At 33.5% G+C, this 21,230-nt stretch carries 23 protein-coding genes; 8 read left to right on the top strand and 15 right to left on the bottom strand.

The genetic code is table 11. From position 1 onward, the window contains the following. Positions 1-51: 51 nt before the first annotated feature. On the top strand, positions 52-663 hold the full coding sequence (locus ACXX80_RS01860) for a peptidoglycan-binding protein LysM (protein WP_458551761.1): 612 nt from the start codon (positions 52-54) through the stop codon (positions 661-663). 71 nt (positions 664-734) lie between these two features. Here the strand turns inward: ACXX80_RS01860 and ACXX80_RS01855 are convergent, their stop codons facing one another. The 5 genes from ACXX80_RS01855 to udk form a co-directional block, all read right to left on the bottom strand. Then, positions 735-1,253 (bottom strand): hypothetical protein, encoded by a 519-nt coding sequence (locus tag ACXX80_RS01855; protein WP_417950382.1) that lies wholly within the window; start codon positions 1,251-1,253, stop codon positions 735-737. Between the two features lie 341 nt (positions 1,254-1,594). Further along, the gene (gene scpA, locus ACXX80_RS01850) at positions 1,595-3,733 is read right to left on the bottom strand and encodes a methylmalonyl-CoA mutase (protein WP_417992438.1); all 2,139 of its coding nucleotides are present in this window, start codon (positions 3,731-3,733) and stop codon (positions 1,595-1,597) included. 67 nt (positions 3,734-3,800) lie between these two features. Beyond that, the gene (locus ACXX80_RS01845; protein ID WP_458551760.1) at positions 3,801-5,165 is read right to left on the bottom strand and encodes a methylmalonyl-CoA mutase subunit beta; all 1,365 of its coding nucleotides are present in this window, start codon (positions 5,163-5,165) and stop codon (positions 3,801-3,803) included. A gap of 126 nt (positions 5,166-5,291) precedes the next feature. Then, complete coding sequence (locus ACXX80_RS01840) at positions 5,292-5,615, bottom strand: FtsB family cell division protein (protein WP_417979654.1); 324 nt, start codon at positions 5,613-5,615, stop codon at positions 5,292-5,294. Positions 5,616-5,767: 152 nt separating this feature from the next. Next, the gene (gene udk, locus ACXX80_RS01835; protein ID WP_315207301.1) at positions 5,768-6,376 is read right to left on the bottom strand and encodes a uridine kinase; all 609 of its coding nucleotides are present in this window, start codon (positions 6,374-6,376) and stop codon (positions 5,768-5,770) included. A 151-nt stretch (positions 6,377-6,527) separates the two neighbouring features. On the opposite strand from udk, the gene ACXX80_RS01830 reads away from it, so the two are divergent. From ACXX80_RS01830 to ACXX80_RS01815, 4 genes are all read left to right on the top strand, one after another. Next, positions 6,528-7,109, top strand: coding sequence for a Crp/Fnr family transcriptional regulator (locus ACXX80_RS01830; RefSeq protein ID WP_417979652.1), 582 nt, complete (start codon positions 6,528-6,530; stop codon positions 7,107-7,109). Between the two features lie 90 nt (positions 7,110-7,199). Further along, entirely contained in the window at positions 7,200-7,952 is a 753-nt protein-coding gene (locus ACXX80_RS01825; protein WP_458551759.1) for a pirin family protein, read from the top strand. A 46-nt stretch (positions 7,953-7,998) separates the two neighbouring features. Continuing rightward, positions 7,999-8,529: a YceI family protein gene (locus tag ACXX80_RS01820; protein WP_458551758.1), complete on the top strand. Its 531-nt coding sequence runs from the start codon at positions 7,999-8,001 to the stop codon at positions 8,527-8,529. 70 nt (positions 8,530-8,599) lie between these two features. Beyond that, complete coding sequence (locus ACXX80_RS01815; protein ID WP_458551757.1) at positions 8,600-8,914, top strand: hypothetical protein; 315 nt, start codon at positions 8,600-8,602, stop codon at positions 8,912-8,914. Between the two features lie 54 nt (positions 8,915-8,968). On the opposite strand, the gene ACXX80_RS01810 is transcribed toward ACXX80_RS01815, so the two are convergent. From ACXX80_RS01810 to dnaA, 6 genes are all read right to left on the bottom strand, one after another. Next, a complete protein-coding gene (locus ACXX80_RS01810) occupies positions 8,969-9,850 on the bottom strand; it encodes an SDR family oxidoreductase (RefSeq protein ID WP_165151789.1) in 882 nt (293 codons plus the stop codon). Positions 9,851-9,930: 80 nt separating this feature from the next. Beyond that, positions 9,931-11,058, bottom strand: coding sequence for a methionine aminotransferase (locus ACXX80_RS01805; RefSeq protein WP_458551756.1), 1,128 nt, complete (start codon positions 11,056-11,058; stop codon positions 9,931-9,933). 172 nt (positions 11,059-11,230) lie between these two features. Continuing rightward, positions 11,231-11,764, bottom strand: a complete 534-nt coding sequence (locus ACXX80_RS01800; protein ID WP_458551755.1) for a hypothetical protein — start codon at positions 11,762-11,764, stop codon at positions 11,231-11,233. 504 nt (positions 11,765-12,268) lie between these two features. Further along, entirely contained in the window at positions 12,269-12,991 is a 723-nt protein-coding gene (locus ACXX80_RS01795; RefSeq protein ID WP_315207277.1) for an SAM-dependent methyltransferase, read from the bottom strand. A gap of 67 nt (positions 12,992-13,058) precedes the next feature. After that, on the bottom strand, positions 13,059-13,526 hold the full coding sequence (locus ACXX80_RS01790) for a low molecular weight protein-tyrosine-phosphatase (RefSeq protein WP_458551754.1): 468 nt from the start codon (positions 13,524-13,526) through the stop codon (positions 13,059-13,061). A 7-nt stretch (positions 13,527-13,533) separates the two neighbouring features. Continuing rightward, positions 13,534-14,961, bottom strand: a complete 1,428-nt coding sequence (dnaA, locus tag ACXX80_RS01785; protein WP_035674283.1) for a chromosomal replication initiator protein DnaA — start codon at positions 14,959-14,961, stop codon at positions 13,534-13,536. A gap of 182 nt (positions 14,962-15,143) precedes the next feature. Between dnaA and ACXX80_RS01780 the strand changes: the two genes are divergently transcribed. Next, positions 15,144-15,548: an acyl-CoA thioesterase gene (locus ACXX80_RS01780; RefSeq protein ID WP_282714892.1), complete on the top strand. Its 405-nt coding sequence runs from the start codon at positions 15,144-15,146 to the stop codon at positions 15,546-15,548. A gap of 29 nt (positions 15,549-15,577) precedes the next feature. Here the strand turns inward: ACXX80_RS01780 and ACXX80_RS01775 are convergent, their stop codons facing one another. From ACXX80_RS01775 to ribD, 3 genes are read right to left on the bottom strand one after another with little or no spacing between them, the layout of a single operon-like run. Then, positions 15,578-16,207 (bottom strand): IMPACT family protein, encoded by a 630-nt coding sequence (locus ACXX80_RS01775; RefSeq protein ID WP_458551753.1) that lies wholly within the window; start codon positions 16,205-16,207, stop codon positions 15,578-15,580. A gap of 11 nt (positions 16,208-16,218) precedes the next feature. After that, a complete protein-coding gene (locus ACXX80_RS01770) occupies positions 16,219-16,821 on the bottom strand; it encodes an HAD family hydrolase (protein WP_458551752.1) in 603 nt (200 codons plus the stop codon). Further along, the gene (gene ribD, locus ACXX80_RS01765) at positions 16,814-17,857 is read right to left on the bottom strand and encodes a bifunctional diaminohydroxyphosphoribosylaminopyrimidine deaminase/5-amino-6-(5-phosphoribosylamino)uracil reductase RibD (RefSeq protein ID WP_458551751.1); all 1,044 of its coding nucleotides are present in this window, start codon (positions 17,855-17,857) and stop codon (positions 16,814-16,816) included. Before ribD ends, ACXX80_RS01770 begins: the two co-directional genes overlap by 8 nt. A 139-nt stretch (positions 17,858-17,996) precedes the next feature. Here ribD and ACXX80_RS01760 point away from each other — a divergent pair, with 139 nt between their 5' ends. Both ACXX80_RS01760 and prmC read left to right on the top strand, forming a co-directional pair. Further along, positions 17,997-18,482 (top strand): GNAT family N-acetyltransferase, encoded by a 486-nt coding sequence (locus ACXX80_RS01760; RefSeq protein WP_315207257.1) that lies wholly within the window; start codon positions 17,997-17,999, stop codon positions 18,480-18,482. Positions 18,483-18,489: 7 nt separating this feature from the next. Then, the gene (gene prmC, locus ACXX80_RS01755) at positions 18,490-19,395 is read left to right on the top strand and encodes a peptide chain release factor N(5)-glutamine methyltransferase (RefSeq protein WP_458551750.1); all 906 of its coding nucleotides are present in this window, start codon (positions 18,490-18,492) and stop codon (positions 19,393-19,395) included. 221 nt (positions 19,396-19,616) lie between these two features. On the opposite strand, the gene ACXX80_RS01750 is transcribed toward prmC, so the two are convergent. After that, complete coding sequence (locus ACXX80_RS01750; protein WP_458551749.1) at positions 19,617-20,861, bottom strand: ABC transporter permease; 1,245 nt, start codon at positions 20,859-20,861, stop codon at positions 19,617-19,619. Between the last annotated feature and the right edge of the window lie 369 nt (positions 20,862-21,230).

The raw sequence follows: 21,230 nt of genomic DNA, 5'->3' as shown, positions 1-21,230 counted from the left end.
GAAGAAAAACAATTTATGATAAAGAAGTGGTATTTTTACACTAGTCTGACTGTGATTACAGTTTTTTTAAGCTCAGGTTTTAAACCGTTTAACTTAGAAACCAGCCCTTGGTTTCTTATCAATGAAGAAGAAGGAACACACTACTTATTTCCTTCTGAAAAGCAAGAAGATTACATCAATTCGAACATCCCTTTTACTGGAAATTTTTTCGTTGGCTTTAAAGAAGCAATCGGATACAGAGAATCTGAAAGTAAATATAAAAAAATCAATTCTTTAGGATATTTAGGTAAATACCAATTTGGTATTGAAACTTTAAAGTCCGTTGGAGTTCGGAACAGTTCTGCTTTTTTGAACAGTCCTGAATTACAGGAAAAAGCATTTATAGCACTCTTAGCCAAAAATAAATGGGAACTGAAAAAAGAGATTGATAAATACGAAGGAACAATACTCAACGGAATACATGTTACTGAATCTGGAATTTTAGCTGCGGCTCATCTTGGCGGTGCCGGATCAGTAAAAAAATATTTTAAAAATAAGGGTAAACGTTATTTTAGAGATGCTTACGGAACTTCCATAAGGACGTATATGAAACTATTTGGTGGTTATGATACTTCGTTTATAGTTGCTGATAGCAATGCAAACGTAAAAAATATACAGATCTAAAATAATAGTTTAAAAAAATATAAAAGGCTGTCAAAATTTTAGTGACAGCCTTTTTTTTGATTCTAAATCAATTATTTCGCTTTAATAATTTCTCCATTCGGACGGACCACTAATTTCACGGTTTCCTTATCTTTTTTGATTTTAATGTTATATTGTTTTTTTATGACATCTCCTTCTGACTGTGAATAAAGGAAACTATCATTTACAATGGACCAACCGGGATATGCTCGGTAAATAGAATAGATAACCTCACCGGGAAGTTTTACATTTTTGAATTCTTCCACAACGCGTATTAATTTACCGTTTTCATTATAAGTAGCGGTCAATGAGCCATTTTTTACTTCCATTACTACAAGGTATTCCTCAAATCCTTCAGCATCTTTACCTAAATCAAAGGCAATGAATTTTTCTTCTACAGTTCGTACTCTTTGGTCTGGATTGTTGTCAGGTATATAAACAGAAAAATCTGACCCCACTCTTTTGATAACTACGCCTGGTAATTCTTCGATTTTAATTTTACCTTTAGTAGTTTCTTGTGAATATGATGCTATAGTAACGCTTAAAAAAAGTATAATAATTAGTGCTTTCATGATATTTAAGTTTTAAATTAATTAATGATTTTTCGTAATTGTAATAAACTAATATATTCTAAGGCTTACTGTTTTACTTCCCCTTCTTTAGTTATTTAATTATCTATATATCAGTAATTTACAATTTTAAAATTTTAACAAAAATGAATATGCTTATGTAAATTTAGCTTTTTAATTTAGTTTCTTACGTTAATTTATACTATAACTTATGTTAATAAAATCAGTGAAATCATTCTTTTTTTAATAGGAATAGTATGTTCATCCTTTTTAATAAAAAACAAAAAAAGTACCAATTTTTTGATTGGTACTTTAGATAGAATTGAAAATTATAGTGTTCTTTTTTATTCGAAACTGTTCATTAAAATTTCTAATATTTTAATGGCGGCTTCACTGATTTTTGTTCCGGGGCCAAATACGGCAACCGCACCGGCATCAAATAAAAACTGGTAATCTTGAGCAGGAATTACTCCGCCAACTACCACCATGATATCTTCTCGACCGTACTTTTTAAGTTCTTCGATTACTTGCGGTACAAGAGTTTTGTGCCCTGCGGCAAGAGAGGAAACTCCTAAAATATGTACGTCGTTTTCTACTGCTTGTTTCGCAGCTTCAGCCGGTGTTTGAAAAAGTGGACCAATGTCTACATCAAAACCTACATCAGCATAACCGGTAGCGACCACTTTGGCACCTCTATCGTGTCCGTCTTGTCCCATTTTGGCAATCATGATTCGTGGGCGACGTCCCTCTTGTTTGGCAAATTCATCTGCTAGTTGTTTTGCTTTTTCAAAACTTTTATCGTCTTTTATTTCTTTACTATACACGCCGCTAAAAGATTTAATTTGTGCTTTGTATCTACCAAAAACCGCTTCCAATGCATCACTGATTTCTCCTAATGTAGTTCGGTTTCGAGCTGCTTCAACGGCAATTTCCAGTAAATTACCTTCTCCTGTTTGCGCACAAAGGGTTAGTTTTTTTAGTGAATTTTGTACTTTTTCTGTATCTCTGGTCGCTTTAATTCGGTCTAATTGTTCCAATTGTTGCTTGCGAACCATTTGATTATCCACATCCAGAATCTGTAAAGGGTCTTCTTTTTCTAATCGATATTGATTCACGCCCACAATAATATCCTGACCGCTGTCTATCCTGGCTTGTTTTCTGGCTGCCGCTTCCTCGATTCTAAGTTTTGGAATACCAGACTCAATGGCTTTAGTCATTCCGCCTAGTTCTTCCACTTCTTCAATAAGTTTCCAAGCATTTTCGGCAATTTCATTTGTTAAGCTTTCTACATAATAACTGCCGGCCCAAGGATCGACGGTTTTGGTAATTTTAGTTTCTTCTTGTAAATAGAGTTGTGTGTTTCGGGCTATTCTTGCAGAGAAATCCGTTGGTAAAGCGATAGCTTCATCTAAAGCATTGGTATGTAAAGATTGTGTTCCTCCAAAAGCGGCTGCCGCTGCTTCAATACAGGTTCGTGCCACATTATTAAAAGGATCTTGCTCCGTTAAACTCCAACCCGAAGTTTGGCAATGGGTTCTCAAGGCTAATGATTTATCGTCTTTTGGTTCGAATTGTTTGACCAATTTTGCCCATATCATTCTTCCTGCACGCATTTTGGCAATTTCCATAAAATGGTTCATTCCAATCGCCCAGAAAAAGGATAATCTTGGAGCAAACTCATCAATTTTCATTCCGGTAGCTAATCCTGTTCTGATGTATTCCAGTCCATCGGCCAAAGTGTAAGCTAATTCAATATCAGCTGTCGCTCCCGCTTCCTGCATGTGATATCCAGAAATTGAAATCGAGTTGAATTTTGGCATTTTTTTGCTGGTAAATTCAAAAATATCAGCAATGATTTTCATCGAAGGTGTTGGCGGATAAATATACGTATTACGCACCATGAACTCTTTTAGAATGTCATTTTGGATCGTTCCTGAAAGTAACTCGGGTTTTACGCCTTGTTCTTCGGCGGCAACAATATAAAAAGCCATAATAGGTAAAACGGCGCCATTCATCGTCATAGAAACTGACATTTCATCTAGTGGAATTTGGTCGAATAATACTTTCATATCTTCCACGGAATCAATCGCGACTCCTGCTTTTCCGACATCGCCTACCACTCGTTCATGATCCGAATCGTAGCCGCGATGCGTAGGTAAATCAAAAGCGATTGAAAGTCCTTTTTGACCAGCAGCCAAGTTTCGTCTATAAAAGGCATTGCTTTCTTCGGCAGTCGAAAATCCTGCATATTGGCGCACAGTCCATGGACGGCGGACGTACATCGTAGCGTAAGGTCCGCGTAAATTTGGTGCAAAACCAGCCCCAAAATCAAGGTGTTTGATGTTCTCAATATCCTGTTCCGAATAGGTTGGTTTTAGTTCGATTCCTTCTGCGGTTAGAAATGCATCAGACAAAGAATTTTCATTCTCCACTTTCAACGGTGTGCTTTCTAATTTTATATGTTGTAAATCTTTTCTTTTCATTTGTTTAGTACCAAATTACACGAATGCTGATGAATTTTTAATTTTGATTAGCCGAAATTTCTGAATGTTATTCAAGATTCAATCGCTCTTGTTCTATTTTTTCTGCCAGACGTTTTTCGATTATTGGTGTAATCAAGGTTTTTCTTGGTTTGACTTTTACAAAAGGAAATAATTCTAAATCATGTTTCATTTTATCCTGTTTATTAGGATGTTTGTTTGTGCCTAATAGAATTTCTTTCCCAGAATCAAATAGTTCCTGAGCTGTATCAGCACTTTCCTGAATTTTCCTTTTGATGATTCCATCGTTAAGTTGTTTCAAGAAACCACCATTTGCCTCAATATCTTTGAATAAAGCCAATGCTTTTTCAGCTAATTGATTGGTAAGATTTTCTATATAATAACTGCCATCAGCCGGATTATTAACTTTGTCAAAATAACTTTCATTTTTGAGAATCAACAATTGATTTCGCGCAATTCGGTCACCAAATTCATTGTCTTTGTGGTACAAGGCATCATAAGGTAAATTAGCAATAGCATCTGCTCCGCCAATAATTGCGCTCATACATTCAGTTGTGGTACGCAACATGTTTACATTATAATCGTATAATGTTTTGTTTCGTTTTGTAGGAGAAACGATAATGTTGCAATCTAAATTGTGGTTGTATTCCTTGGCAATCAGATTAAAAACTAATCGCAACGCACGCAGTTTTGCAATTTCAAAAAAGTAATTTGTCCCAACGGCTACTTCAAAAACTATTGGTTGGTTTATAACTTCAATTCTATTAAAATATTCATTTGCCTGTCCTAAACTATAGGCAATTTGCTGAACCATGTTGGCGCCGGCATTCTGATACAAAGCGCTATTGATACTAATTAACGATACTGATGTCGCTGCTGCCGAAAGTAAATTTAGGGTGTCAAAGTTGCTTTTTTCTTTGGTTGTAAACCAGTTCCCGTCTTTGGCTAATTGCCCAATTGGATCCAAATTGCAAAAAATAATAGTATTATTTTTCTTTGCAAAAGCATCTATTTTTTTAACGAAATCGATTGAAATAAATCCTAGATTAAAATAAACGGTAACTTTTTCTAATGGTAATTGCTCCAATAGATTAGTAATATCAATAGATTCGTTTTCTATTGTAAACCGAAGGCTATCGGCACCACGACTCAAGGAATCTAATGCTCTTTCGATTGATTTTTCAATATCGTAAACAAATATATTTTGGCAAATTCTAAAATTAGTTGCTTTTGTAGAAACAGGAAAAGCTTTAGTAAATTCATCTTTGTGATAAAAAGGTTTTACCTGAATATCTTCCGGAGAATTCCAAACTAAGGTTTCATTATAATCCGCTCCTTTGAGTTCAAATTGGATTTTTTGTTTCCATTGTTTGGAGGAAATGGGATTGAAATCATCGAAAAGGTTTGTAGCCATTTTGTTTGTTATTTTCCTCACCCCAGCCCTCTACAAAGGAGAGGGAGCCGAAACTTGGTGTTATGTTTTTAATAATTACTATAAATTTTACACTCCCTTCCCTTTGGGAACGGTTGGGATGGGATTTTATTTTTTTTCAATCGTGTCGCCTTCGAATTCAATGATATAAATATCTTCACTATCTTTTTTCATATAGTATTTCTCTCGGGCGTATTTTTCTATCTGTTCTGAATTTTTTAATTGCTTGATATTCTCTTGGTCTTTTTTTATTTCTTCCTTGTAATAATTGGCATTGTCTTCCAATTCGTTGATTTGTTTGTCTAAAACACGATGCCCGAAATAGGAATAGTTATCCAAGAAAATCATCCAAGTAACAAAAAACAACAAGACCCAGACATATTTGTTACTTAAAAATTTAAACCAAGGTTTGTCTTTATACGGATTTGTCATTTTTTATTTTTTTTAGCCCCGATTAAAGTGAAAATCCTTTTAGTAGGTGATGATGACGAAGGAAGATTCACCTACTAAAAGATTGCAATCTCGTCTTCAGGACGAGACGGGAAATAGCTCCTAATAATTATTACTCTAAAATTACAACTAAATTATAGAATTTTTTGATTTATTACCGCACGAACGACATCAATGGCTACCGTATTGTATTTGTCGTTTGGTATAATAATGTCTGCAAATGCTTTGGTTGGTTCTATAAACTGTTCGTGCATTGGTTTCAATGTTGTTTGATATCTGTTGATTACTTCATGCATATCTCGGCCACGTTCAGCAATATCACGTCTCATACGACGGATTAATCGTTCGTCAGAATCCGCATGAACATATATTTTTACATCAAATAATTCTCTTAATTCTGGGTTTGCAAGGATTAAAATCCCTTCCACAATCATCACTTTTCGGGGATGTGTGAAAACGGTATCGTCCGTTCTATTGTGCGTTACAAACGAATAAACGGGTTGATTAATATTGTTTCCTTCTTTTAATTCTTTAAGGTGAGTTACCAATAATTCGAAATCAATGGCACGCGGATGATCAAAATTAATTAATGCTCTTTCATCAAATGACAGTCCGTGATTTTCTTTGTAATACGAGTCTTGCGAAATAATCCCTACTTCGGTTTCTGGTAATTCATTCATGATTTGATGTACAACGGTTGTTTTTCCGCTACCTGTACCACCTGCAATTCCTATAATGAGCATAATTTTTTTGTTATGTATTTTATCGGGACAAAAATAGGAATTTAATTGGGAGTGAATTTTATTTTTTGAGGAAATCTTGCTAATTTAATATATTTATTGGTCGTTATTAATTGACATTTTTTTCTATCTTTAGTTTCTAAATCAGACTATTTTGTATTCACAAATCAATAAAAACATAAGTCGCTATGTTACTTTCGAACCAAAAGAATTAGAAATTTTTAATTCTTTATTGGAATATAAAACGGTTCCCAAGAAAACGATTTTACTTCATGAAGGCGAAATGTGCAATTTTGAAGCTTTTGTAATCAAAGGTTGTGTTCGGAAATATTATATTGATGCCAATGGTTTTGAAGTTATTTTGCAATTTGCCATCGAAAATGCCTGGGTAAGTGATATTTCTTTTAGTATTTATGAAGAAAAACCAAGTAGGGTATACATTGAAACATTGGAAGATTGTGAGTTTTTTATGTTTAGCCCAGAAACTAAAGAAGAATTATTCGTTAGAGCACCAAAATTTGAACGCGCTTTCCGTATCCTAATGCAAAGGAGTCTTGCGGTTACTCAAGAGCGTTTATTTAATACTATTTCTAAAACTGCCACCGAGAAATATTTAGAGTTTCTCGACCATTATCCCACACTTTCTCAGCGCGTAGCACAGCATTATATTGCTTCTTATTTGGGTATTTCTGCCGAGTTTCTGAGTAAGATAAGAACTAAAATCGCCAAACACTAAATTCTCGTTATTTTTCATTTCTTGTCCTAGTTCAATGTATGCGCTTTTTTTTTGACGCAACTTTGTACCACAATATTAAAGAACAAGACAATGGAAAACACAGATAAAATAATGGACGATGTAATTACGAATTCAGTTTTACATAAAGCTGATACCCGCGGTCATGCTAATCATGGTTGGTTAGAATCCTATCACACTTTCAGTTTTGCAAATTACCACAATCCAGAACGTATGAGTTTTGGTGTGTTGCGCGTTCTGAATGATGACAGAGTCAATCAAGGAATGGGTTTTGGGAAACATCCGCATGATAATATGGAAATTATTTCTATTCCGCTTGAAGGTGATTTAGAGCACCAAGACAGTATGGGAAATACTACCGTAATCAAGGAAGGTGATATTCAAGCGATGAGTGCCGGTACCGGAATTTTTCATAGCGAGTACAATAAAAACAAAGACCAGTTGGTTAAATTTTTACAAATTTGGATTTATCCGAATCAAAAAAATGTAACGCCTCGTTATGATCAAATTACTTTAGATTTAAATGATCGTCACAATAAATTGCAGCAAATTTTATCACCAAATCCAGAAGATGAAGGTGTTTGGATTCATCAAGATGCTTGGTTTCATATTGGGAAGTTTGACAACAATTTTTCTACTTCGTATGAATTGAAAAAACCTGGAAATGGAATTTATGCTTTTGTTTTAAAAGGGGATTTCACGATAGGAAACATCGATTTAAATGAACGTGACGGATTAGGAATTTGGGATACCAATGCAATTAAAATCACCGCTAATTCATCCAATGCCGAAATCTTATTGATGGAAGTACCAATGAAATTGTAATTACATAAACGAATAAAAGAAACAACTAATAATAAATAAAAATACTATGTCAACAACAAAATGGGTAATTGACCCAACACACTCAGAAATTGGTTTTAAAGTAAAACACATGATGTTCACTAATGTTTCAGGTAAATTTTCAAAATTTGATGCAACGATTGAAGCAGAAGACAACGATTTTGAAAACGCAAAAATTGAATTCATTGGAGCAATTGATTCTGTAACAACAGGAAATGCAGATAGAGATACTCATTTATTGAGTCCAGATTTTTTTGATGCTGCTCAGTTTCCAGAAATTAAATTTAGCGCAACTTCTTTCACCAAAATTAATGAAGGTGAATATGAATTGGTTGGTGATTTAACATTACACGGTGTTACAAAATCAGTAAAATTAGCTGCAGAATATGGAGGATTAATGAAAGATCCATGGGGAAATACTAAAATGGCTCTTGCATTAGAAGGGAAAATCAACAGAAAAGATTGGGGATTAAACTGGAATTCGGCGCTTGAAACTGGCGGTGTTTTAGTAAGCGAAGAAGTTCGTTTGAATATCGAATTGCAATTTTTGCAACAATAATTGCATAGTAAATAAACACAAATCGCAAAGAATTATTTTCTTTGAAGTTTGTATTTTTTAATAAAATAGAATGATGGAAACCATAAATATTTTATACATAGGAAGACATCTGGAAATTTTGGCAACTGTAGTCCGATTGATAAATGCAAACGAGAATTGGAATGGAGTAGGCGTTATGAATGATGAGGAAGCGAAGGAAATTTTTCTAAGAAAAGATTTTTCACTTGTATTGTTTGGTTCCGGAATTCAGGAAGAAAGCGAAACTGAATTGTGCACTTTTTTTAACATACAGAATCCAAATATAGTTATTGTTCAGCATTATGGAGGCGGAAGTGGTTTGCTGAAAAGTGAAATTTTACTTGCCCTAAAGAATAATGAAAATTAGCAGAAACAAAAAAGAGAGCCATGTGACTCTCTTTTTTTATTTTATAAAAAACTATTATTTGTTTTTCTTTGCTTTAATCATCATTTCCAATTGATCCCAAAGTTCTTCTGGAATTGCTTCAAGTAAATTGAACTGTCCGGCACCTTTCAACCATTCACCGCCATCAATTGTTATAACATCTCCGTTGATGTATGCAGAAAAATCAGAAACTAAATAAGCCGCTAGATTGGCTAATTCCTGATGATCTCCCACACGTTTTAACGGCACTTTTTTAGCCATATCAAATTTTTCGGCTAGATCTCCTGGTAATAATCGGTCCCAAGCGCCCTTAGTTGGGAATGGTCCCGGGGCAATTGCATTAGAACGAATTCCATATTTTGCCCATTCTACCGCAAGACTTCGTGTCATGGCCAAAACTCCAGCTTTTGCAGTAGCACTAGGCACCACGTAAGCAGAACCTGTCCAAGCGTAAGTCGTAACAATATTCAAAATGGTAGATGATTTTTGTTTGGTGTCAATCCAATGTTTCCCAAAAGCAAGTGTACAGTTTTTTGATCCTTTTAAAACGATATCAATTACAGTATCAAAGGCATTGGCAGATAATCTTTCAGTAGGAGAAATGAAATTTCCAGCAGCATTATTCAGTAAAACATCTACTTTACCAAAAGCTTTCAAAACTTCTTGTAGCATATTTTCCACTTCTTCATAATGACGCACATCACATTGAATAGGTAGGCATGTTCCACCCGTTTCCGTCTCCAGTTCTGCAGCAGTATTTTTTAGTTTTTCTAAATCTCTGGAAGTAATAGCAACTTGCGCTCCCAATTCCAAGAAATATTTAGTCATTGCTTTTCCTAAACCGCTTCCGCCTCCGGTTACGACAATCACTTTGCCTTTTAGGGCGTCGTCGCGTAACATTTTATCTGTATAACTCATATTTTTGATATTTTTTTATTGTAAATATAATAAATTAAATAGTATGCATGCATAATAAAAAATAAATTTCAATACTGATTTTAGATGGCGCACAATCTTTTAGCGGCTTCTTCCAGCGTAGCATTGTCTTTGGCAAAGCAAAACCGAATTAATTTCAGGTCTTTTCCATCGGCATAAAAAGTTGAAATAGGAATTGCAGCCACTCCATGTTCCATGATAAGTCGTTTGCAAAAATCAACATCACTTTCATTTGATATAGCTTCATACGAAGCCACTTGAAAATAAGTTCCTTCGCACGGCATGAGTTTGAATCGGCTGTCTTTTAATAATTGTCTGAAATAATCCCGTTTTTCCTGATATAATTTACCGATTTCGGCTATAGAAACGATGTCTAAATACTCACTAATGGCAATCTGACAAATACTATTTACACTAAAAACTAAAAATTGATGCACTTTTTTGATTTCTTTCATCAGGTATTCAGGAGCTACTAAATAGCCCACTTTCCATCCCGTAACATGGAATGATTTTCCGAAAGAGGAAACCATTACAGCACGATTTAATAGTTTCTCCCGTGTATGAGCTGAAATATGTTTCTCCTGAAAAGTAATGTATTCATAAACTTCATCAGAAAGAAGTATAATATCAGGATATTTTTCGAGCAGAATTTCCAAAGCTTCAAAATCAGATTTCGATAAAATTTTTCCCGTTGGATTATGCGGATTATTGATGATTATCATTTTGGTTTTTGAAGTACACGCCTTTTCGATAATTTCCCAATTTGGAGTATAATCATCATTAAGTGCTACCCGAACTGGATTTGCGTTGCACAATAATACGGGCGCTTCATAGCAATCATAACTTGGATCTAAGATAATTACATCATCATTATTTTTGACTAAAGCTGTTATGGTGGTAAAAATGGCTTGAGTAGCTCCGGCGGTAACTAGCAATTCCGTTTCAGGTTGAATAGTTCTTAAGTAGGAGTTTTTGACTAGTGTCGCTATTTTTGATAATAAGGGTACATAGCCAGACATAGGCGTGTATTGATGCACATTTTCTTTCGCTAGTTTAGCGACAATATCAGTTAATCGTTCGTCAACAGGAAAGTTTGGAAAACCTTGAGAAAGATTGAAGGCATTATATTCAGCTGCCATTTTTGACATAACCGTAAAAATACTCGTGCTGATATTTGGTAGTTTACTCATAAAAAAATAACATTGATTACTTTATAAAAGTAGTAGTTTAATCCTAATTTTAATTTTTTACGAGCTGATAATTATCGAAAATTTAAGTTATAACTTTTCTTATTTATTTACTAAATCGTATTCTAAAAAAAAACTACCAATTGGTAGCTTTTTCTTTATGGTTATTAGTGATTTAATTTGCATTAACAATCTCGCCATCTGGTTTGACAATTAATTTACGAACTTCATTGCCTTTTTTTATTTTAAGATTGTACTCTTTTTTAATAATATCCCCTTCTTTTTGAGAATATAAATACTTGTCATTTATAATCTGCCAACCTGGATATGTTTTGTAAATGGAGTAAATTACACTATTGGGAAGTTTTATATTTTTATAATTCTCAATAACGCTAGTCAATTTACCATTTTCATTATATGTTGCAGTCAATATACCTTTATTGGTTTCCATGATCACTAAATAATTTTCAAATCCTTCATAATCTCTCCCTAAATCATAGGCTATGAATTTGTCTTCAAGTGCTCTTATACTTTTATCTAGGTTTCTATCAGGTAGGTATATGGAGAAATCTTTACCGGCACTTTTAATTACAACTCCTGGTAAATTTTCCATTTTAATATTTCCTTGCCCTGAATTAACTTCTTTATCTTGGGAATAAGATAGTGTGCTTATACCTAAAAAAAATAAAACAATTATATATGATTTCATGATACTTTGTTTTTGAATTAATAGTCTAATAAATAATACATTAATGATAAAAATAATTAATAAGGCTTAATTGATTTCTTCCCCTTTTGTTATTTGTTATTTATTTAAATCATTGTAATTCACAACATTAGTAGTTTTGTTTTTTGAAATTTGAATAAATAAGTACTTTGGGCATTAGTAAAATTACTTTTTTTTTACAGGTAGACAGGTTAATTTTTTTGTAAATAATGTTAATATAAATAAGGATTTTATGGGTTTTTTTAGCAGGAAAATCCATTTGCAATAACGAAGAAACAAAGACATATTTGCTGTATCTAAATAAAAAAAATCCTTTTAGTAAGTATTTTTTTTAGGTTATTTAATAGGAATAGGGAAGTGTTTCAAAAAGTTTAATTTTGAAATGAAATTGCAATACTATAAAAGAAGTATTTTGGTATTGTTTGGAAAGTGATTGACCTCTAAATGAGATTTAAGAATCGACTTATAAGTTCCAAAAAAGAAACATTACATTTTATGAATGATGAAAATAGTTGGGCGGTTGTGTAAATCCACTTTTGCCTTTTTCCAATCAGAAGCTCGCATGGTTTTGATATATTCTGTTGGTAAAGTAATATCTGTTGCAATACAAAGATGAGTGGCGGGATTTATAGCCTGTAAGATATCCTCCAGCATTTTATTATTTCGATACGGAGTTTCTATGAAAATTTGAGATTGGTTTTTATCCTGGGATAATTTTTCTAAATTCTTAAGAGCTGTCTTTTTTTCTCCTTTTTCAATAGGCAAGTAGCCATTAAACGTAAAACTTTGGCCATTCATTCCGGAAGCCATCATCGCCAAAAGAATAGAAGAAGGTCCAACTAAGGGTATAACTTGGATTCCTTTTTCATGTGCCAATTTTACAATAACTGCACCGGGATCAGCTACACCAGGACAACCAGCTTCGCTCATTAATCCCATATTTTTTCCTTCTAATAAAGGTTTTATGAAATCTAAATGTTCTTTGGTTTCGGTATGTTTGTTTAATACAAAAAGTTTTAGCTCGGATTGTTTCTTTTCAGGATTTACGCCTTTAATTGATTTTCGGGCGGTTTTTTCATTTTCAACAATATAATAATCAATGAAATCAATACTTCTTTTTACGGTTTGAGGCAACACATCCATTGGATCGCAATCGCCCATTGTAGTAGGGATTAAGTACAGTTTTCCTAATAAAGTAGTTGTTTGCATTGCTGTAGTTTTACGTTTCTAAAGTAAATTTCTTGTTGATTTTTTGAAAATTTTTTAAATCTAAAATTTATTGATGCTTGTCTATTAATTTTTTTGCAATTATATCGCAAACTTCATCAAGCATATTATAAACTATGTCAAATCCATTGGGTAAACCAAAATAAGGATCCGGAACATCTACTTTTTCGTTTGGAAATAATTCATCTAAAATGAGTTGTACTTTTAGTTTTTGTTCTTGATTTTCGGCAAGCTCAATGACGTCGTTGTAATTAGAATTATCCATTACATAAATATAATCAAATGAATCGAAATCAGATTTGCTGAATTGTCTTCCTTTTTGATCTGAAATATTTATTTTATTTTTTTTTGCTACGGCAACGGAACGATCGTCCGGTTTATTGCCAACGTGCCAAGAACCAGTTCCTGCTGAGTCAACTTTGAATTTATTTTTTGGGAGCTTGGAGGCTAATATGCCTTCGGCTAAGGGTGATCGACAAATATTGCCTAAACAGACCATTAAAATTTTCACGGACATGATGCGTTTACAGCGTTAATTTTTTATTGATATCTTCAACAAATTTCTTGAATTGTTTGTCGGTAGCAACTAAATTATCAACGGTTTTACAGGCGTGTAATACGGTAGCATGATCCCTGTCCCCAATTTGAGAACCAATATTTGCTAAAGATGCTTTTGTAAATTTTTTTGCAAAAAACATTGCCAATTGTCTGGCTTGAACAACGTGCCTTTTTCTCGTTTTTGATTGTAATGTTTCTAAATCCAATTGGAAATAATCCGAAACAATTTTTTGAATGTAATCGATAGAAATTTCTCGTTTTACATTTTTAACAAATTTTTCAACAACACTTTTAGCAAGCTCCAGCGTAACTTCTTTTTTATTAAATGAAGATTGTGCAATCAAGGAAATGATAGCTCCTTCCAGTTCTCTTACATTCGATTTGATATTACGGGCAACATATTCTATTATTTCTTCAGGGATTTCTACACCATCTCTGTACAATATATTTTTTAGGATAGAAATTCTAGTTTCATAATCCGGTTGGTGCAATTCAGCAGACAATCCCCATTTGAAACGAGATAGCAATCGTTGTTCAATATCTTGCATGTCAACTGGCGCCTTGTCTGATGTCAAGATTACCTGTTTACCATTTTGGTGTAAATAATTGAAGATATGGAAAAATACATCCTGCGTTCCAGACTTTCCAGAAAGGAACTGAACGTCATCAATAATTAAAACATCAATTAATTGATAAAAGTGTATGAAATCATTTCGGTTGTTTTTCTTAACCGAGTCAATATATTGTTGTGTGAAAATCTCAGCTGAAATGTATAAAACTGTTTTTTCGGGGTACTTGTCTTTTATTTCTACACCAATAGCGTGAGCTAAGTGGGTTTTTCCTAGTCCAACTCCTCCAAAAATCAACAACGGATTAAATGAAGTTCCTCCAGGTTTATTGGCAACAGCCATACCTGCAGAACGCGCTAGTCTATTAGAATCTCCTTCTAGAAAATTATCAAAACTGTAATTAGCATTCAGTTGAGATTCAATTTTTAAATTTCGGATTCCTGGGATTACAAATGGATTTTTTAATTCAGGGTTTAAGTTTTTGAATGGAGCATCAACTTCTTGCGGCTTCATAGGAACTCTGTTGGCACTAGGCAATTGCTCCGTAAACGGTTGTTTATTGCCATAAGTGTTTTCCATTCTGATTTTATAGAGTAACTTTGCGTTTTTTCCAAGTTCTTTGGTAAGTGCAACTTTTAACAATTTCACATAGTGTTCTTCCAGCCATTCGTAGAAAAATTTACTTGGAACTTGAATATATAATGCGTTATCGGTAAGTTCAACTGATTTGATTGGTTCGAACCAAGTTTTGTAAGCTTGATCCTGAATGTTGTCTTTTATAAAAGACAAACAGTTTTCCCATACTGATTGAGCAGTTTTGTTCATATATTCTGTTAAATTATTCTAATTGGTAATTTTTATCTTACAAAAAAAAGATGTTTTCTTATTGTTTTTCGGGGTAACAAATATGTGAACAAATTTCTGTAAAAAAAAATATATTGGACAATAATTTTCCGAATTATTGTCGTAAGGAACGTCTTGAATTTAAAATTTTTAATACATAATTAATGAAAGATCATCAAATACAAGTTAGGGTACGTTATTCTGAAACGGATCAAATGGGCGTTGTTTATCACGGAAATTATATCCCTTATTTTGAGATAGGAAGAGTGGAATGGCTAAGAAACAAGGGGGTTTCGTATAAAAGTATGGAAGAAAGTGGAATTGCGCTTCCTATAGTTTCCATGAATATAAATTATAAAAAATCAGCTCGCTATGATGAGTTGCTTACCGTTCACACTGTTTTCAAAAGTCAGAGTTCTGTGAAGATAGAATTTGATTGCGCTATTTATAATGAGTCTGATGAGTTATTAACAACTGCCCAATTTATCCTTGTTTTTGTGTCCTTAAAAACAGGTCGTCCTACCGCTCCGCCAGATTATATTTTAGAACTCTTAAAAACAATAGAATAAATTATAAAATAAGCAATTTTGAGTAGAAATTAGATTCGTTTTATATCGATTTCAAACATTGAATTAAAAATGTCGAATACTAATTCGGCATTTTTTTTTCGGGTTTTTATTTCAATTTTGCCTATCGGAAGTCCTGAATCTTCATTTATTTCCATTTCTTGACTTACAATTTCAAGTTTTTTTTCCTTGATTACCCGCATCACTTTATTCATGTTTTGATAATCAAATGTGATTGAAAAATGAATATCTATCGTTTTTTCGACAATTTCACAGGTTTCCAGAACCATTTGTGCGGTCGTTTTATAAGAAGAAATTAATCCTCCAACACCTAATTTCACGCCGCCAAATATTCGGACGACAACAATAAGCACATTGGTTACTGAAAAAGACTGAATTTGTCCATAAATAGGCATTCCAGCACTATTACTTGGTTCGCCATCATCATTCGCTCTATACATTACAGTATCTGCACCTATTTGATACGCATAACAAAAATGTCCTGCATTAGGGTGGAGTTTTCGTAAGGCTTCGATTAGTGGTTTTACTGCTTCTTCTGATTGAAGTGGAAAGGCGTAACCAAAAAATTTACTGTTTTTTTCTTTGAATAATACTTCTTCAGAGGGAAATTCAATGGTATTGTAGGTGTCTTTAAATTCCAAAAGCTACTTTTCTAAATTATTTTTTTGTCAAATAAATGGACAACATCTTCTTTTCCTACTTGTAAATTCCAAACTTGGAATCCTAATGCAAGTGCTGCATCAGTATTTTCTTTTTTGTCATCAATAAACAAGGTGCGTTTTGGTGTTAATTCATGTTTTTTTACCAAGTAATTGAAAATTTCTGCGTCGGGTTTTCGCATGCCTAATTCAAAAGAAAAATAAACCCTTTCAAAACATTCATAAAATTCTCTGTAAAAAGTCATTCCGGCTGTGTGCTGAAATTTATCGATGTGAATTGCATCTGTATTACTTAGTAGGAATAAGCGGTATTTTTGCGAAAGCATTTGTAAAAACTCAAGTCTGTACAATGGGAAATCCAATAAAATGGTATTCCAAGCGCTTCTAATCTCGTCTATCGAAGCATTAGGCATGTGTTTCTGGAATCCTTCAATAAATTGAATTTCAGAAATTTTTCCTTTTTCAAATAATATATTGAGTTCATTTAAATCCTCAGTCCATTCTTTTAAACCTAATTTAGTAAACTCGACAATAGGGGCTTCTTTGTCTAAGTTGATAAAAATATCTCCAAAATCAAAAATTATAGTATTAATCATAGTTTCTAGATAGTATTAATCGATCATTACCAATAGATTGTTTTTTGAACTGGTTTTTAGCAAGATTTGGAGCTTTGGTTCCGTTCTTAAATTCGATACTTCCAATAAATATTCTAGCTTCGTCCCAAAGATTGGCATCAATAAATGTTTGTAAAGTTTGTCGTCCACCTTCAATAATAATGGATTGAATTTGATGCTGATATAGCGATTGTATTATTTGGTTTGCTATATTTTGTTCAAAATCAATATACTCAAAGATACAGTTTTCTTTCTCAATTGGTCGTTTCGATTTAGAAAATAGGATAGTTTTAACTTGATTATCAAATATGTAATTGTCTTTTGGAATGCGATTGTTTTGGTCTAAAACTACTCTAATCGGGTTGTTTCCAGACCAATCCCGTGCATTTAATTTTGGATTGTCATCAATGGCAGTTTGAGTTCCCACCAGAATGGCTTGTTCCTCCGTTCTCCATTTATGTACTAATTGTCTCGAAAATTGATTTGTAATCCAGACTGGTTTTTTTTCTGATTTTTCTTTTGGTGCGATATAACCATCTTGACTCTCGGCCCATTTCAAAATAATATAAGGTCTTTTCTTTTCGTGAAATGTAAAAAACCTTTTATTAAGTTCATTGCATTCTTTTTCAAGAATTCCAACAGTAACATGTATTCCGGCTTCCATTAGTTTTTTGATTCCGTTTCCTGCCACTTTTACATTGGGGTCAACAGTTCCAATAACTACATTTGGAATTTTATTTTTGATAATCAAATCACAACAAGGTGGCGTTTTGCCAAAATGACTACACGGCTCTAAACTCACATAAATAGTCGCTTTTTTCAACAACGATTTGTCTTTTACAGAATTCACAGCGTTTACTTCAGCATGCGGTTCTCCAGCTTTTTTATGCCAGCCTTCGCCAATGATTTTGTTGTCATAAACAATAACACTGCCTACCAAAGGATTTGGGTAGGTTGTTCCCAAGCCATTTTTGGCTAATTCAATGCAACGTCGGATGTATTTTTCATGTATTTTCACAACACAAAAGTAGTTGTTTTTGAGTTTAGTCCCAATCCCGTCCCGAAACTTCGGGATCGGGACACAATTAGTTTTGAAACTTTCTAAAATAACACTAAACAATTTCTATTTTTGCAGGTAAAATTAGTTTTTGAAGAAAATGGAAAATTACAGCATTAGAAAAATAAAAAAAGAGGACAATCAAGCAGTTGCAGCGTTGATAAGAGCAGTTTTTGACGAATTAAACATTCCAAAAGTAGGAACGGCTTATGAAGATCCGTATTTGGATTTAATGTTTGAGGAATATAATAAGCCAAAATCGGTTTATTATGTTGTAGAAAAGGATGGAAAAATCATAGGTTCTGCCGGTGTTGCACCACTTGAAAATGAAGCGGAAACTATCTGTGAACTTCAAAAAATGTATTTTCTCCCAGAAACCCGAGGACTTGGAATTGGAAGCCAAATGATGGCTCAATGTTTACAAAGTGCCAAAGATTTTGGTTTTGAAAAATGCTATTTGGAAACGATGCCTTTTATGCTTGATGCTCAAAAACTCTATAAGAAAGTAGGTTTTGAATACATTTGTTCTCCTATGGGAAGTACAGGTCATACCAGTTGTCCTATTTGGATGCTTAAAACATTATAAATTTTAAATGAAAAAGAGCTCTTTTAAAATTAAAGAATACAGAACCCAATTTATTCAAGAACTGACTCCAATTTATGATGCTGGAGAAGCAGAGAGTTTTTTCTATTTAATATTAGAAGAAAAAAATCAATTGAAAAGAATAGACTTGGCGTTGCATCCTGATTTAGTTTTTTCGGAGGAAGAAATCGTAGTTTGGAACTCGATTTTAGAACAATTGAAACTGGAAATTCCAGTACAATATCTTTTAGGAAAAACGAGTTTTTATGGATTGGATTTTGAAGTCAATGAGAACGTTTTAATTCCAAGACCAGAAACCGAAGAATTAGTTGAATGGATTTTAGAAAGTCAAAAGTCGAATCCCGAAACTTCAGGAGAAAGCTTAAAAGATTTGAAAATTTTAGATATTGGAACTGGAAGTGGTTGTATCGCCGTTTCATTGGCAAAAAATCTTCCAAATGCCACAGTTTTTGCAATAGATGTTTCTGAAAAGGCTTTGGCTACAGCCAAAACAAATGCAGAAAATAATTCCGTCAACGTTACTTTTATCAATCAAAATATTCTTGAAACGCAAGATTTAGAGCAACAATTTGATATTATTGTTTCTAATCCGCCTTATGTTCGAAATTTAGAAAAGGAAGAAATTAAGAAAAATGTATTGGACAATGAACCGCATTTGGCACTTTTTGTAGAAGATGATGATGCGTTGATTTTTTATAAAAAAATAGCCGAATTGGCTCAGAAAAACCTCTCTGAAAATGGGCAATTGTATTTTGAAATCAATCAATATCTAGGCAAAGAAATGGTTGATTTACTCGAAAAAATGAATTTCAAAAACATCGAATTACGAAAAGATATTTACGGCAATGACAGGATGCTTAGTTGTCATTGCGAGGAACGAAGCAATCGCATCTAACTTTGGTTGTTGTTTATGCAAAAGTTCTCGTTTTACGGGGTTTGCGTGAGGGGTAGGAGCTAGTTACCTTGTAACGCGGATGACCCGACGGCATTAAAAAAAGGGGCAACTAGCACGTATGATTAGTTAGCCCCTTTTTTTAATGTGGTCACGCCCAAATTGTTTTGAAAAATATTAAATGTGATTGCTTTGTTCCTCGCAATGAAGTTTATTACTGCAAATTATTCGTATCGCAATGCTTCAATTGGGTCTAACATAGCCGCTTTTATTGCAGGATATAAACCAGAAGCGATTGCAACCATAAAACTGGTTATAAATGCCGCCATGATTGCGCTCCACGGAATTACAAACGCAAAACTCATAGCAGTTGCAATAATAAAACCAATTAAGATTCCGAAAATTATCCCTACCAATCCGCCTAATTGACCTATAAGTAAAGTTTCTATAAAAAACTGAAAGGCAATTGTTGTTTTTTTGGCTCCTAAGGCTTTTCGAACGCCTATTTCCCGCGTGCGTTCGGTTACTGAAACAATCATAATATTCATCAAAGCAATCGAAGATCCAAGAACGGTAATAATACCAATAAGCCAAGAAGCAAGCCCAAGATATTGTGTGATTCCAAGGATTCTGTTGATTAAGTCATCACTGCGAACGAGTCCAAAATTATTATCTTCAACGGGACTTAATTTACGAACCCTGCGCATGATGCTGTTAGCATTGTCAATTGCTTGGTCTAGTAATTCTTTTTTACTAACCATAACACTTACCGTATAATTGATGTTAGGCGCCGTAAATAAGGAACGCGCTAATTGTATTGGGATTAAAACTCTCAAATCCTGACTGTTACCAAAAGTTGATCCTTTCTCTTTTAATACTCCAATAACCCTAAACTTAGCGCCTCTGATTGAAATTATTTTATCAATGGGATTCACGTCTTTTAGTAATCCTTTTTCAAAATCAGAACCTACTACACACACATACGCATTGTTGTCAATATCAAATCCTGTAAAATTTCGTCCAGCACTGGTTTCCAGTCCGGAATTACTCATGAAAAATTCATCGACTCCTACAATTGAATTTTCAGGATCCGTTTTTGAAGATTCAAATTTTACTTCAGCGCCAGAAGTAGCTGTAAACGAAAGCGAAGTTTCAGTAAAAGGATAGTTGTATTTATTTTTAAAAGCCACCGCTTCAGGATACGAAATAATAGGATTAATTATTTCACGTTCGTCTCTTCCCTGTCTTCTCACAGTGTTTTCATACTGTTTTAGGTTGAAGGTATTGGCTCCCATTGATGCAAAATCAGAGGAAATAGTATTTTCTAAAGCAGAAACAACAGTAAGGATACTAACTAAAGCTGTGATTCCAATAGCGATAATCAACACAGTTAGAACGGTTCTCAACAATTGTGTTCTGATGGAACCGAATGCAATTCGAATATTTTCTTTGAATAATTTTAACATCATAGCAGTTTGACACGAAAATACAATTTTTGTTACAAATTTCCTTTTCAAAAACCCTAATTTATTTTTTAGGAGCTATTTACTTCGTCAGTTCGCTTCGCTCGTGTCTAGCTTTTCGCTACAACCTGTCAGTGAAAATAATTTGTTTTTAATTGCCTAAAAGGAGCTTCCTTTGGTCGCTCTTTCAGGCAAGAAAACAATATTATTTTTCACTTCCTTATTTTCGCTGCAAACGAAGTTCACTGAACTACTGTGAAAACTAGAAATTAAGTGAAGTAATCTGGGCTAGGCATCTGACAATAAAATGATGAAATTTGTAAACAGATTTATTTTAAAAATAAGATATTTGCAAAGAATTAGAATTTGGAGTTT

This window comes from Flavobacterium sp. GNP002 (genome assembly GCF_054343795.1).
This window is presented reverse-complemented; position numbering and strand designations above follow the sequence as displayed.

What these genes read in the sequence shown, in the direction of transcription:
- ACXX80_RS01855 (WP_417950382.1), bottom strand. Translation starts at nt 1,253, where the DNA reads ATGAAAGCACTAATTATTATACTTTTTTTAAGCGTTACTATAGCATCA.
- scpA (WP_417992438.1), bottom strand. Translation starts at nt 3,733, where the DNA reads ATGAAAAGAAAAGATTTACAACATATAAAATTAGAAAGCACACCGTTG.
- ACXX80_RS01845 (WP_458551760.1), bottom strand. Translation starts at nt 5,165, where the DNA reads ATGGCTACAAACCTTTTCGATGATTTCAATCCCATTTCCTCCAAACAA.
- ACXX80_RS01840 (WP_417979654.1), bottom strand. Translation starts at nt 5,615, where the DNA reads ATGACAAATCCGTATAAAGACAAACCTTGGTTTAAATTTTTAAGTAAC.
- udk (WP_315207301.1), bottom strand. Translation starts at nt 6,376, where the DNA reads ATGCTCATTATAGGAATTGCAGGTGGTACAGGTAGCGGAAAAACAACC.
- ACXX80_RS01825 (WP_458551759.1), top strand. Translation starts at nt 7,200, where the DNA reads ATGGAAAACACAGATAAAATAATGGACGATGTAATTACGAATTCAGTT.
- ACXX80_RS01820 (WP_458551758.1), top strand. Translation starts at nt 7,999, where the DNA reads ATGTCAACAACAAAATGGGTAATTGACCCAACACACTCAGAAATTGGT.
- ACXX80_RS01815 (WP_458551757.1), top strand. Translation starts at nt 8,600, where the DNA reads ATGATGGAAACCATAAATATTTTATACATAGGAAGACATCTGGAAATT.
- ACXX80_RS01810 (WP_165151789.1), bottom strand. Translation starts at nt 9,850, where the DNA reads ATGAGTTATACAGATAAAATGTTACGCGACGACGCCCTAAAAGGCAAA.
- ACXX80_RS01805 (WP_458551756.1), bottom strand. Translation starts at nt 11,058, where the DNA reads ATGAGTAAACTACCAAATATCAGCACGAGTATTTTTACGGTTATGTCA.
- ACXX80_RS01800 (WP_458551755.1), bottom strand. Translation starts at nt 11,764, where the DNA reads ATGAAATCATATATAATTGTTTTATTTTTTTTAGGTATAAGCACACTA.
- ACXX80_RS01795 (WP_315207277.1), bottom strand. Translation starts at nt 12,991, where the DNA reads ATGCAAACAACTACTTTATTAGGAAAACTGTACTTAATCCCTACTACA.
- ACXX80_RS01790 (WP_458551754.1), bottom strand. Translation starts at nt 13,526, where the DNA reads ATGTCCGTGAAAATTTTAATGGTCTGTTTAGGCAATATTTGTCGATCA.
- dnaA (WP_035674283.1), bottom strand. Translation starts at nt 14,961, where the DNA reads ATGAACAAAACTGCTCAATCAGTATGGGAAAACTGTTTGTCTTTTATA.
- ACXX80_RS01780 (WP_282714892.1), top strand. Translation starts at nt 15,144, where the DNA reads ATGAAAGATCATCAAATACAAGTTAGGGTACGTTATTCTGAAACGGAT.
- ACXX80_RS01770 (WP_458551752.1), bottom strand. Translation starts at nt 16,821, where the DNA reads ATGATTAATACTATAATTTTTGATTTTGGAGATATTTTTATCAACTTA.
- ACXX80_RS01760 (WP_315207257.1), top strand. Translation starts at nt 17,997, where the DNA reads ATGGAAAATTACAGCATTAGAAAAATAAAAAAAGAGGACAATCAAGCA.
- prmC (WP_458551750.1), top strand. Translation starts at nt 18,490, where the DNA reads ATGAAAAAGAGCTCTTTTAAAATTAAAGAATACAGAACCCAATTTATT.
- ACXX80_RS01750 (WP_458551749.1), bottom strand. Translation starts at nt 20,861, where the DNA reads ATGATGTTAAAATTATTCAAAGAAAATATTCGAATTGCATTCGGTTCC.